14 protein-coding genes are annotated in these 12,476 nt (G+C 52.3%); 9 read left to right on the top strand and 5 right to left on the bottom strand.

Going from position 1 to position 12,476, the window contains the following annotated elements; genetic code table 11:
- Window positions 1–691 (bottom strand): hypothetical protein (locus CEE69_RS31130; RefSeq protein ID WP_143549395.1); only part of this gene is annotated, 691 nt, incomplete at its 3' end.
- 550 nt (window positions 692–1,241) lie between these two features.
- On the opposite strand from CEE69_RS31130, the gene CEE69_RS31125 reads away from it, so the two are divergent.
- Both CEE69_RS31125 and CEE69_RS31120 read left to right on the top strand, forming a co-directional pair.
- Entirely contained in the window at window positions 1,242–1,871 is a 630-nt protein-coding gene (locus CEE69_RS31125) for a hypothetical protein (protein ID WP_099264399.1), read from the top strand.
- Window positions 1,872–2,006: 135 nt separating this feature from the next.
- Window positions 2,007–2,885, top strand: a complete 879-nt coding sequence (locus tag CEE69_RS31120; protein ID WP_143549394.1) for a hypothetical protein — start codon at window positions 2,007–2,009, stop codon at window positions 2,883–2,885.
- A gap of 125 nt (window positions 2,886–3,010) precedes the next feature.
- On the opposite strand, the gene CEE69_RS31115 is transcribed toward CEE69_RS31120, so the two are convergent.
- From CEE69_RS31115 to CEE69_RS31100, 4 genes are all read right to left on the bottom strand, one after another.
- Window positions 3,011–4,054 (bottom strand): tyrosine-type recombinase/integrase, encoded by a 1,044-nt coding sequence (locus tag CEE69_RS31115; protein WP_099264397.1) that lies wholly within the window; start codon window positions 4,052–4,054, stop codon window positions 3,011–3,013.
- 10 nt (window positions 4,055–4,064) lie between these two features.
- Entirely contained in the window at window positions 4,065–4,781 is a 717-nt protein-coding gene (locus CEE69_RS31110) for a DUF4145 domain-containing protein (RefSeq protein ID WP_099264396.1), read from the bottom strand.
- Between the two features lie 301 nt (window positions 4,782–5,082).
- Entirely contained in the window at window positions 5,083–5,628 is a 546-nt protein-coding gene (locus CEE69_RS32280) for a hypothetical protein (protein ID WP_143549393.1), read from the bottom strand.
- 368 nt (window positions 5,629–5,996) lie between these two features.
- Window positions 5,997–8,405 (bottom strand): hypothetical protein, encoded by a 2,409-nt coding sequence (locus CEE69_RS31100; protein WP_099264394.1) that lies wholly within the window; start codon window positions 8,403–8,405, stop codon window positions 5,997–5,999.
- A 336-nt stretch (window positions 8,406–8,741) separates the two neighbouring features.
- On the opposite strand from CEE69_RS31100, the gene CEE69_RS31095 reads away from it, so the two are divergent.
- The 7 genes from CEE69_RS31095 to CEE69_RS31065 all read left to right on the top strand — a co-directional run bounded on the left by CEE69_RS31095 (window position 8,742) and on the right by CEE69_RS31065 (window position 12,461).
- The gene (locus CEE69_RS31095) at window positions 8,742–9,137 is read left to right on the top strand and encodes a DUF6876 family protein (protein WP_233215823.1); all 396 of its coding nucleotides are present in this window, start codon (window positions 8,742–8,744) and stop codon (window positions 9,135–9,137) included.
- A gap of 141 nt (window positions 9,138–9,278) precedes the next feature.
- A complete protein-coding gene (locus tag CEE69_RS31090) occupies window positions 9,279–10,049 on the top strand; it encodes an N-6 DNA methylase (protein ID WP_099264393.1) in 771 nt (256 codons plus the stop codon).
- A gap of 203 nt (window positions 10,050–10,252) precedes the next feature.
- Window positions 10,253–10,504, top strand: a complete 252-nt coding sequence (locus tag CEE69_RS31085; RefSeq protein WP_099264400.1) for a hypothetical protein — start codon at window positions 10,253–10,255, stop codon at window positions 10,502–10,504.
- A gap of 238 nt (window positions 10,505–10,742) precedes the next feature.
- Window positions 10,743–11,000 (top strand): hypothetical protein, encoded by a 258-nt coding sequence (locus CEE69_RS31080; RefSeq protein WP_099264392.1) that lies wholly within the window; start codon window positions 10,743–10,745, stop codon window positions 10,998–11,000.
- 9 nt (window positions 11,001–11,009) lie between these two features.
- Window positions 11,010–11,603: a recombinase family protein gene (locus CEE69_RS31075; RefSeq protein WP_099264391.1), complete on the top strand. Its 594-nt coding sequence runs from the start codon at window positions 11,010–11,012 to the stop codon at window positions 11,601–11,603.
- 96 nt (window positions 11,604–11,699) lie between these two features.
- Entirely contained in the window at window positions 11,700–11,897 is a 198-nt protein-coding gene (locus CEE69_RS31070; protein WP_099264390.1) for a hypothetical protein, read from the top strand.
- 159 nt (window positions 11,898–12,056) lie between these two features.
- Window positions 12,057–12,461, top strand: coding sequence for a hypothetical protein (locus tag CEE69_RS31065; protein ID WP_099264389.1), 405 nt, complete (start codon window positions 12,057–12,059; stop codon window positions 12,459–12,461).
- Window positions 12,462–12,476: the final 15 nt, after the last annotated feature.

Raw genomic sequence — 12,476 nt, 5'->3', positions numbered from 1 at the left:
TTGAACGGAACACCTTAATAGCGGCCATTGCAAGCGTCAGTACACTCAGGCCAAAAAGAACCGTTTCCTTGAATGAAAACGCGTTGATGTTCTTTTGCCTTCGAAGACTGTCCGGTATCACCAACGTGCCATTTGTTCCGCTCACTTGATCAATGAGCGTCTCGTAAGCGACGATGTCTGCGTATGATGTGAGGGTTATGCCTACGAAATTTGTCGCAATTACGAGGAAAAGTCCAAAGGATATTCCCGACCAGCACACGAAATGAATGAAGCGATTGATTTCACTTCGGAGTGTGCCCTCAACAAGTTCGTTGGTATCCAACAAAGATTGTTTGTAAGAACCCTCGTCAGTCAGGGCGGCTGCCTTCGTCAAACGGCGGCTGAGATATCCGATCGAGCGGACGCATGAAAAGCACTGCCGGGTCAGCATGAAACAGATCCCAAACGCAGCCGTAGCAAACGAGAGCATCGCAAAACGGGCAAGAGGGAGAGCTGGCATTTCACTAGTTGCAGACATGCCGATGACAAGAAGACTTGGTGCCAGTGCTGCCAACATCGCCCAACATGTTGCCCGAAGAGGGCCCATGTTGAATTGGGTAGACAAAATGTTTCGTGCGGCAAAATCGAACGGCTTTCCTGTCAAACGATTGATAGGTGGTGGTGCCGTTTGCGTCTTAGCCTTGTTGCTCAAGATTGCCCGCCCCTAGTTGCCCAGTGTATACGCAAAACGGGGTATTCTACGGATATCCAGGTGGGGGTGCAATGATAGGGATCCTAAGTTGCGGCGACCGTCAAGCAAATTTCCAGAGATGGCTGGGGCGGCCTTGAGCGGTTGCAGACTACGTGCTGCTTGCCGATATGGAGGAGCAGTACGGGATTTCTAAAGAGGAGTGCATTCGGCGGCTGATTTTGAAACACCCATTGGGTCAGGATTCGTAGGATCAACCAAGCCCAGTCCATTTGAACTAAACTCGATATTCTTCCCGACGCTCAGCGGCAACTTTGGCTCTTCACCCTGGTCACAGGCAGTCGGTTGATTTCGACTTCTTCCAAGTACGTAACCGCTCATTTTAATTACCAGCTTGCTTAGCCGGTCCCGCGTCCCTAAGATCTGCGTTAAGGGCGGTGGGTATAACCCAAGTCGCGATCCACTTGACTTGTTTGATGACGTTTAGGCTGGCGTCGTCATCGCCTAAGTTCAGTCTGCATAACTTCTTCAAGACCCGTGCTGGAATAGACTGATGACTCGAAAAAGATTGATTTGTACCGTTGCCATCTTTTCGCTTTGCTTTATCAACGAAGCGAAAGGTCAGCAATCCTATCCATTCTTGAACCCCGATCCCGGCCCTGTGCTGCACGCGCCCGACGCTAACGGCGAAAGCAATTTTCTCGGTGTCACTTGCAAAATAGACCCAGCGAAGTCGCCGGATTACACAAACATGCTTTTTCCAAATCCGTTGCTGCGGGATCCATACACTCACCCTGGGACCAATCAAATAGTCGGTTTCCTGAACGTTGGTTGCAGTTACGTACTCGGTCCCAGCGCTTCATTTGACAACGCGACTCTTCCCGCAAATTGGGGGTACACCTACAGCGTCCACGAAGGCGAACATACATATAAATACTACGGCGTTCATTCAGACCCACTATGGGGAACTAATCAGACAACAGACGATTGGGAGTTTGAGGCAATTTGGGAGTTTGAGTTTCGCATGGTGAGGTACAAGACCTGGGGAGCTGAGGTCGGAGTGACGCATCACTGGACTGACCCATATTCGAATCAACAAATGGAGTGGGCTCATGTCCAATCGGGCTATGACTTCATGACCGGTTTCGGCGAGAGTCAATTCTGGGATGTGGTGACAGAGTAACGGATGTCTTGGTTGAAGAGAAATAGCGGGACATATTGGAAAATTACCGAGCATGCTTTCGCTTTGAAAATAGTATTTGTCGGGATTTAAAAGTTCTCGGACTGCACCCACCGGAAAAATCTTAGAGGATTTATAATGAAAACCGCTTGTTCATTGATCCATTTTGCCATTTTGGGAAGTGCAATTGCTCTTTCTCAGACGGCATTTTCCCAAGACGCGGCATCTTCATTACCTGACTTACCATTGGTACCTCCAGAAGTGCTAAAGCTTGAAATGCTGGAAGACAGTTGGCACTCTCGTCCGGTCCGAAGTTTCGGGGTGGGAACATTAGACGCAGACATGTCGCTTGGGCAAATGGTGGCGCAAGTCTACAGCCGAGCTTACGAGCTTGACCGATCGATAGGTCTTGAGAAAATACTTCTGACAAAGTTTGAAGACCACGCAGATGCGATCGGTGCAGCATTCACTGAGCGGCGAGATGCGCGCAGTACCGACAAGGAGATTTTTAGACTCGTCGACCAGTCCCGCTCGGCTAGTAAAAAAAGGTTCCTCGCATCGGTGATTGAAGGAGAAAAGGAGAGGACAAAAGATTTTTCGGAAGAGATAACGCGAATCTTGGACCCCGAAGAGCTGGAAGTTTTGGTAGGTGATTTAGTCAAATTGCATCGATTCGATGCATTTAAAATTACGTTTGTCTCTGATTCTTTTGGTCTGACACCGTCCCAGGTGTCCGAAATCTCGAAAATTGGTCGTACTCTGGCAACTAATATTTTCAAACTGGACCCCATGGAAGTGAATGACGCCGGTCGCCGTCTCGCGGCTCAATCCTTTTTACAGCGATTCCGGACAATGGAGTCTGAACAGATTCGACGGTATTTCGAGTGTTTGGAACAACTTGAAAAAGGTGCGAATATTTCGGAGGTCGGCGAATTCTACCCAGAAGGTTTTGGACCACTTATTGAGGATCTTTACGATAGCAAAGTTCGTGAAGGGGCAGATGCCGCGACCGAATAAATGAATCATTGTTGGTTCCTTGGGAGGGGGAAACAAAATTGAAATTCAGTTTGTCTCCCTGTTGGATATAGCGGAGAACCCCGGTGGACTTTTAGAATCCAGATTGTCCATTTTCGGGTTCACCACTATCCGTACCGGATTGTGTACGCAGGGCTGCGGTCCAGGTCTTCATGTCCCCGGATATACCGCAAGGTTGTCCGGGGATCTTTGTGGCCCAGCCACTTTTGAATTGCGATTAACGGCACACCGGCTTTGTCCGCTTCGGTAGCTGCCGTCACGCGGAGCGAGTGAACACTGACGGCTTCGTCGATGCCGACCTCTCGGCAGTATCTCTTGATCAGTTCCTGAATCGAACGGACTGAAAGTCGTTTGCGAGCAAACCCGTCTCTTCCAGCCCCGCGCGCCGAGTTGCCTGGGCGAAAGAGGGGACCCCGGCGATCGCTTTCAATGTCGGCCAGTTCGATCCAAGCGTTCACTGGTGTCGCGGCGATCGGTGGCAACACGCCTTTCCGGATCTCGTTGCCTTTCCCCTTGATCCGAATGATGGTGTGTTCACCATCGCGAGCAATGTTCCCAACGTTGATGTGATGAAGTTCATCGACACGCAAAGCCATGTAGGCGAATACGGCAAGAATCGCTCGGTCGCGGATGCCGGCAGGCGTTTCCTCATCTGGACAATTGAGAAGCAGGCCAAGCGACTTTGGATGAATGGCTGGCGTGACGCCTTCGTCCGGAACCGAAGGTGCGTTAACGAAGTTGGGGTGTGCCGGATTGCCGCCCCGGTAACCACCAACTTGCAGGAACGAGAAGAACGATCGCAGGGAAGTGATTTTTCTCGCAACCGTTGCATTGGAAGCGGGGGCCGGCTCGCGGTTGCCAACGGTCCTGCCTCCGGATGCCAAGAGATGGTCACGCCATTTGGTCACATCGTCTGGGACGATTTGCGTCATCTCTTCGATTTGTTCCGGCTGAATTCCGCAGAATTTGAGGAACTGAACGACGTCGTTTCGGTAAGCAGTTCGGGTCGCCGTGCTTTCGGTTTTGTTGAGCCAGGCTTCAAATGCACCTTCGATCATCGGCCGAAGCTCAACCAAGTCCGTTGGCAACGCACCACCGAAGGCCGGCGGCAAGGCATTGATTGGTGAAGTGATCAAATCAGTTCTGTTCAAGGGGCTCTCCTTAGCTCATGTGTTTGGCAACGAAGTCGCGTATCCCGGCAATCATCCGTTCAATATCTTCGGCATCGATTTGGTCTGCACTTCCATGGGCCGCCGCGTTGCGGATGTCTGCCCATGCTTTGACTTGCCGCCAGATGATCTTGGTGTAGATGTCTGCTTTGCGGAGGTTGTCATTCATCTGGCTCAAAGAGAATCCGGTCAGGCCATTGTCCGCAACGATTTTCCGGAGCGTTGTTTCGAGCACGACTCCAGCCACAACAGCAGCAGCCGTTTTGCCATCGTTTTCGAGGTAGTGACCAGCTAGGTCTAACTCGTCGGCGAAAACCTCGGCATGGATCAGCTTGCGAAGATCGAACAAATACCCACCTTCGAAATCACTTTTCGCTGCGCGAAAGATGGAAAGGTTCGAGCTGAATCGTGCGATGGGATTGGAGCCAACAACCGCAATGGCTTCTTTAAACCGTTCAAAAGTGGTGGATGATTTTCCCGGGCAGCGTGATAGCAACGACAGTGCTTTCGTTTCCCATTCGACGACAGCGGATCCGTCAACCTTGTATTTGGTCACATTCCGTTCTTTCACCGGGGTGGTGAACATTCCCGGTGAAGAGGCACCACCGGACCGGACTTTTGAGATCGTCTTGGACATTGACTGAAGAATGGCTTCGCCTTCGGTTGCCAGTTCATCGAATCGTTTTTGGATCCTGTCCGTGGTGTTCATTCTCGTTCTTCCTATTGCCTACCCGGAAAGTTTTCGCGTGTCCTTTTAACCGCGTATAACCCACTTTATACGCGGTGAAAAAGAATGGCAATCGAAAACTATCGGAAGTCTTTTTTGTGGCCCTTGCCATCTTCAAGATGCAATTCAGTTCGCCCCCAATCTGGACTTCTTGTTTGGGGCGGGGCCAATTCGAACCGACGTCCTAGCTGACGCTAAAAGATCCGGGCGACAAATGCCGCCGATGTATTCCATGGCTTCGCGGAGTATCGACAGTTCAGCAAGCCACGCGTAGCCAGTTGAGCTACTGCCAGCGTTTCAGCTGACTCTCAATTTCACTCCGTTGCTCTTCGGTCTCAGCATTAACGATGTACCAACGTCCGATCTGAATCCAATGTTTTTCAAATTCACGGAACTCTTCCGGTGCGTTGAAAGCCAACGCGCGAACTGTCTTCGAAAAAACTTTCCAGGAAAGTCGGCCTCTCTGCGCCTGATAGGACAAAAAGATCGCCAATCGAGGCACGTCCCGTTGTGAGGCAACTGCTTTTGCAGCACGAACAAAATTCTCCTCGCGTCGAGGGTCTTTTGTCCATTCTTCATCCTCTAAGCTCATCAGAACAAACTCAGACGCCGCTCGGGTGCTTGTTGAACACTTACCATCGATCAATCGCTTGATTGCTCCACCAGCCTCCGGATGACGACTCGCTACCAACTGGTCCGCTGACCAGGCTATGATCATTGGGTTCGAATTCTGGATACCGTTTGTGTGCTTTGTCAAACTCTCTCCAGTGGTGTCCTCGACAAATCCGGCAAGTTCTTTTAGATGCTGGAAGTTCGCAGTCTCGGGCATCCCCGCTCGTTTTCGAACGGCACGCTGCCCCCAAAGGGATGTCAATTCCAATTCGAAAATTGGGTGAGGTGTTAATTGTTTACGTTGCCCTTTTCGCAAGAAACAAACCAACTTATCGCCTACCTCGAGAGGTGGTTCGAAATGCCACTGCAATCCAGATCCTTCCAACCCTGGATTTATCGGTAGCTCAATGATTTTCTGCTTGGGGGCATGTGTTTGGCAGAATGCGACCGCGGGTTGAGTCGACTCGTCAATTCGAATGACTTCGATGTCAGCGACCCAAATATCTGAGGTTTTTCCGGCACCGCACAATAGAACCGAAACAATAACGCCGGAAATGGCTCTTCTCCAAATCCCGAGAATCCGTGTCATTGTGTTGTCCAAGTTTGGTTTTGCAGAAGCTGAGGCATGTTGCCGCTAACTGAGGGGACGCGTCGTCCGTCAGTTACAAATTGCACCTGCGTTCCTTGAACGCCCTGGCCCGTAGGTGTGTATGCAAGCGTAGCGTCGACCGAACCACTCCCATCAAAAGACCATTCCCATGCGGCAAGTTGAGTCAACACGTCTGCTGATCCATTTATATTTGGACCTTTGGCTCTGACTGCAACGAAATTCCGGTGTTCCATCAGAATCTCAAAATTCGTCACGGCACCACCAAAATTGAAGGTGTCTGACGCTTTTACTTGTGGTGTATCGCCGGTTGCGAACAGGCCAGTTGCAAAACTGTTGCCGTCAACAATTTGAGTGTCCGTGGTAATATCCAAGACGTGGTTGTCATTTCCATCTACCCATGGTGCGGCAGAAACTTGAAACAGATCATTGTACCATTGGCTATTCTCGAGGTTTGAGATACGCCGAATGGTTTGCCCTTGATTGATAGCGACAGCATGTTTTTTGACGAAACGTGCTTGGTGGGTGACGCCGACCTCAATAAACTTTCGTCCCCTTTGACTGCCATTGACAGTCGGTCCAACAACAGAACTTACGCCAAGATCTGCACGCATTGCATTGGGCTGTGCTGCCGATTTGATTAGCAATCCACCTGGTCCCGCTGACTGCACCGGATTTCCGGACGTGTACGTTACTGTACTACCGGGCGCGAAGTTGATGGCTACGACATTTACGTCGAGCCCCCACGAGTATTCTGAGGTAGGAGCGTAGACCACATTGCCCACCGCGGGTGTGTTGGCCCATTTCACATCAGCTGAAGTGGCGGACGAAACTTGTACGCTGCCGCCAGCAGCGTTCCCCCAGCTACCCGTTTGTACGCCAGAAACCATGTACGTGTAGATCGAGTTTCCCGGGACATTTAGCGGTCCCGACAAGGAAAACGCGGTCACCTTGATTCGGTCAGTGTTCTGAAAGCTCGCGCTACCTTTCGACCAATTGAGTTGGATCTCGTCAGTTGCCTCCGCGATCCCTTCTACATAGAGCTCGGTCTGTGTCGCAGCAGAAATTGACGTCGAGGATAGAATTTGATCCGTGCGGTCGGCATTTCGCCACACTCTTAGATGTTGGGGAATGCTAAGCGTGTAGTCACCTCCTCTGGGTTGGTCCTTTAAGACGATGGGCAACAGATCGTTCTCGCCCACAATCGCGCCGGTTTGGCTAGCGTCCGCTGTGTTGTTGGCGTCGTAGTCATCGTCGTCATTATTGACGAGCACAAAAGCACCGTCTGTCTGTTCTTTGGATTCAGCCAACTCACCAGAAACAGCGTTCTGGCTGATCGTTTTAGCGTCGATATCAAAATCGACACCTACTGCGTGCACCTTGTCGACTAACGAACCTGTCCAACTGCCTCCGGAAATACTTGCCGTCACTTCTATCGGATCAAAGTTCGTCCGCCGCGAAGTTGCACTTACAGCTTCAAGGTAAAGGGTGACTGTTCCCCCCGGCGCCAGGCCAATGTCGCCAGCTGAAATCTGAGTGCCGCTCGCTACCAGATCAGCCGCACTGCGGCCCTGCGGCGCATCTTTTTTCCATAACCGGTACGCTCCAGTTTGTCCCATTCCGGCGTCATCAAAATCAAACGTCAGACTGGTCGTCCCTCCAGCAACACCGACGTTGGCACTCATTTTGATCTGAATGGGAGTAAACGCCGCTCCCGTGACTCCGTTGAAATCCATGTTGTCGAGAACACCGTCATTGTCCGAATCGCCGACGAGAACCTGCACGAACACTCCATCTCGGTTGCTAATTTCGAGGTGGTCCTCACTTGCGGTGCCATCAATCGCACCACTGTTGTCAGAGTCAACATCGAGATCAATTAAAGGAACGTGGAGTGTTGCTGTTCCGGTCGCATGATTGGTCCCGCTTCCGAAAAATCTTCTCTGAAGCAAGCCTGATGGGTCTTCGACAAAAAAGTCTGTTCCAGAAGGAGTCCCGCTACCGCTAGTCCACGTGGGATTAGCACTGTTATCGACCCATGCGCGATAGTCATAATCGGGATCGGGGTTGCCGTTTCCATCCGTTCGGTTGGTACCCAAATGACTAACGTTGATTGAATACGACTGCCCTTTTTCCAACGAGAGTTTCTCCCTCGCTACATCACCGTAACCTGCCGCCGTGATTGTCTGCCCACCAACTTGCATGTCCCAAATTTCTGAATTGCTACCACTGTGGTCCCCGACAAATGCGTAGGGATCCGCAACCATGTCTGCTGGCAGGCCGGCTCCTCCGACGAGAAGCCTCCGATCTTCAAGACGCTCAAAGAGTCGCCTGCGTTTTCGATTCGAGTTGCGTCCTGCTGAAGAACTCCGCTTTTCTAAGGTCTTCATAAACCTCAAGCTCCGCTTTGAATTTCTAGGTGAAGAGTAAGTCTACGACAGACGCCTCCGATGAGGTAGCCTCGGTTCGGATTGTAGCATTTTGATTCAAGTGAGGAAGATGTTGCGGGTCGCTTCTGCAATTCCACACGAATGAATGTGATCCTGCCGTTCCTGGGCTCTTCTCTATTGCCTGTTCGAACCATTTGCAGGCTGCCACAAGTCCGCTGCCCGGCGGCAAGCAGAAAATCGGCTCCCCCTGAAGGTCTCCTCCAATTTTCGGCTTTTGCGTTCAGCAAACCCGTGGCGGTCGCTTGGCATGTTCAACCCAAGCAAAAGGAGAAACTCATGGGCACACTCACCGATCAAGAACTCAACCAATTCACCGGGGACCTGGTTCGATACCGCCACCAACTCAATCGTAGCGTGATCTACACGCCAGGCGTTCGTCACATGGCCGAGAAAGGGGCCGCTTACTGGCTGATCGATGCCATTGTTAGCCATTTCAACAGCCCCGCATTCAACCGTGCTGCCGCTCGGGACTACCGCATCGAGACGATGCACTTTTGGACCTTCGAGAAAGGCCACGGGACCACAGGGCAACTCGTTGCCAGAGCCGATGGACCGGAGGAACCGTTCCTGGTCCAGAACATCGACTACACCGACTTCCCGCTCGAAACGATCAACATCTGGGCGGCGTTTGATGGCGAACACTGGACGCTCTATCTCCCCAGTGAGCACTAAACACAGCTGGGGCGTCGACGAATTTTGTTGACGCCTCAACTCAATCCGTGCCACAGATGGCACGCTATGGAAATAACAACGGAAGGCGAATCGATGACACGTATTCAGGAGACGACCGCCGCCACCGAAAGGTAGGGCGGCATGGGAAAAGAGTTTTTCACACTTGGTGCGAGCAAGGAGCTTGTCGAGTTATTCGATCAAGCCGCACGTAAAACCGGACATGGTCGTGGCCGCGTTTTCAGCGACTTCCTTACCGTTTCGCGTTGTGCACTCGCCGGCGGAACCATGGAGGACGAGTATCACGAGACGATCAAGAAGGGCTACACCGACGGTGATCCGGGCAAGCGAGCAATCGACACTCTCAAGACGGCGTTCCATCTTCTAATTGGGGCCATGGAAGATACGGGCCAAGACGTGCTCGGTGATGTCTTCCAAGGAGCCATCACCTACGGAGAAAACGGCCAGTTCTTTACGCCCGATAGCGTTTGCGCGGTCATGGCTGGACTTACTGTCCCCAGTGAAAGGACCGAAGAACGACGCAGCGTCAATGATCCCGCATGCGGGTCCGGCCGCCAACTCCTAGCCGTCGCCAAGACGCAGCCCCATTGGGAGTTTACCGGGCAGGATGTTGACCATCGATGCGTTCAAATGACTGCGATCAACATGGGCCTGAATGGACTGCGCGGATGGGCCGTTTGGCAAAACACGCTCACGCTTGAATGCAACCGCGTTTACAAGATCGGATTTGGCCTGCACGGTGGAATGATCCGCGAAGTTCCAATTGAAAAATCGCCTTTTGATTATCGGACGATCCAGAAGCCGGAAGCAAAGAACGCAAGACCAGGTGAACCGGAACGCCCCGTCGAACCACCCCAAGATCGACAGAAGCCATCGCAGCTTGATTTGTTCTAGCTGCCGTGGCATGGATGAAAGATCGCTTGGACTCTTTTTGTCCGTGGATGACTCACTTGGGCACGCTGCCACGATGAGGCATCGATCCGCAAGGGGCCGTGTACTCGGCTTCGCCTGCGTGCCGCACCAATCGCCCTTGCGGAACGACATCGCACCGCGGCTTGATCGCGGCCCGAGTCATCAACAACCAAAAGGAGAATCAAATGACCGATCAAACCAACCAGCCAGCAGCAAAGCTTCGAAGCGGAGGGATCGAGGCGACGATCTGGGCCAACCCAAAGAGTGAAGGCAAAGGCTTCCGATATTCCGTCACCTACAGCCGCAGCTATAAGGTTGATGACCAGTGGCGAACAGCCAGCAATTTCAGCGAGATCGATAACCTCAAACTCGCTCGATTGGCTTTGAAGGTTCAAGACCGAATCGATGAGCTGAAAGCGAGCGACAAACTGAGCTAAACGGAGCAGGGCGGTTGATTGATCGCCCTTTCCATTCACCGAGAGCTGCTGCTGCGGAGTGATTCCTTTCCTCTTGCCCCTGCCGGAGGCGCAAAAATTTGGGGGCAAAAGTGTCTCAAAAAGGGTGTCGATGCAAACCGACACGCAGACGCCCCAAAATCCGGTTCTAAAAACGCTTGGACAGTGTCCCAAAAAGGGTGTACCCTTTTTGGGACAATAACATAGAGAGAAGTTGAATATGACACAGAACGAAAAGCTCAGGCACCTCGTGACACTCGCTAACCGGGGACGGGCAGGTGGGGCGAGTGGTGGAGAAGCCCGGGCGTGGGCGATTGCAGAAGTGCTCCTTGAGAACGTGCCCGGACTGGACGGGAAAGCAACGGCTGCAATTGCGGAACTGATCAGTTTGATTGAGGAGAAACCTTGGCTTGATTGGGACGAGATCCGCGAGGAAGTTTTGGATACGCCTGCAGCACCAAAACCCGGTAACGAATAGGGGGTGAGTGTGAGCATCGCCGCCTATATCCGTGTTTCTTCGACCGGGCAAAACGCCTCCGGGCAGAGGGCAGAGATAGAGCGTTGGCTCGATGGCCAAGCCATCGCAGTCGAAGATGTTGTTTGGTTCGAAGACAAGAAAACGGGTAAGACGCTGGATCGTCCCGGTTTCGACGCGATGCAAAAAGCGGTTTTCATGGGCGAAGTGAAAACCGTGGTTGTGTGGCGGCTCGACCGTTTATCTCGGTCACAGGTCGACGGGATCAACACGCTTGCCGATTGGTGCGAGAAGGGCATCCGTTTTGTAAGCGTCACACAGCAGTTTGATTTCAACGGCACGCTCGGCCGAACAATTGCCGGATTGCTCTGGGGCATCGCCGAAATGGGACTAGAAGCGATCAAAGATCGCCAAGCCGCAGGAATCGCCGCAGCAAAGAAGCGGGGCGTCTATCAAAACAACTCGCGCCCGAAAGGAACAACGAAAGCGAAGCCGGATAGGGCAATAGCATTGCGGGAGCAGGGCATCCGCCCTGGAGAAATCGCGAAGATGCTCGGCGTCAGCCGTGGCACCGTCTATCGGTATTTGGGGACAGCAAAACCGTAGAAGTCCATTGGAGTGTGTCATTGAGCGGCAGCGGTTAAACTTCTCACGGCTACGGACACTGTAATCTATCAAATCCCAGAAGTAGGAAATGCAACGATGAGACCACTCGAAGATTGGGTTCGCAGTTCGGCGGGCGAATACGTGAGAGCCATGCAGCAGCTGGCGGAAGAACAACCACATTTGGCAGAAGAAGATCGACGCTATGTTGCTGCAATCGCAGTAGTCATTCATACAACGCAGATCCAGACGCAGGTTAGCGAAGAAGAACTGAAGAAAGTGTTACAGAACAAGTAGCTTCTCAGCGTCCGATAACTTGGGACTCAGTCGAACACACCAAAGCGGTCGCCGAACGGTGAGCCGCTGTTTGCTTGAAATAGGCGAGCAAATTGCCAGTCCCCATCGCCCGGCCTACCATGAGGACGAAAACCGCGTTTCTCCACAGGGCATCGTGCAATGAATTCAAACCGTCTCGACGACATCCGCTCGCAGCTCGAAACCGAGCTGGAATGCTCGGCCGCAGAAGTCGGCCGCTTAAAAGCAGAGCTTGCAGCCGCGCAAAAGGATCACAAAGCGATCACAGACGCGGTGAATGCATTGGGTAGAAAACCCTCGAGTGCACCGAAAAAACCTTCGGTGAAGAAGGTCGACATGAAAAAGGCCATTCGCGAACAGCTTCGCGATCAACCATCACCGTGTCCGGTCGATGAGCTTGACGCAGCATTGCGTGACCACTTCACGAGAAAAGGGTGCAGCCTGACAGGTTTCGCCCTGAGGCTGAAAGAGGTTTTGGCTGATGACGAGATCGAGCAAACAGAGGCAGGCATTGCGCTTGCGGCTATGCCTGTTGGAAACGGCTAATGACGAACTGAGCTA

Origin of the sequence: Rhodopirellula bahusiensis (assembly GCF_002727185.1) — a bacterium.
In the GTDB taxonomy this organism is placed as follows: Bacteria; Planctomycetota; Planctomycetia; order Pirellulales; family Pirellulaceae; genus Rhodopirellula; species Rhodopirellula bahusiensis.
This window is presented reverse-complemented; position numbering and strand designations above follow the sequence as displayed.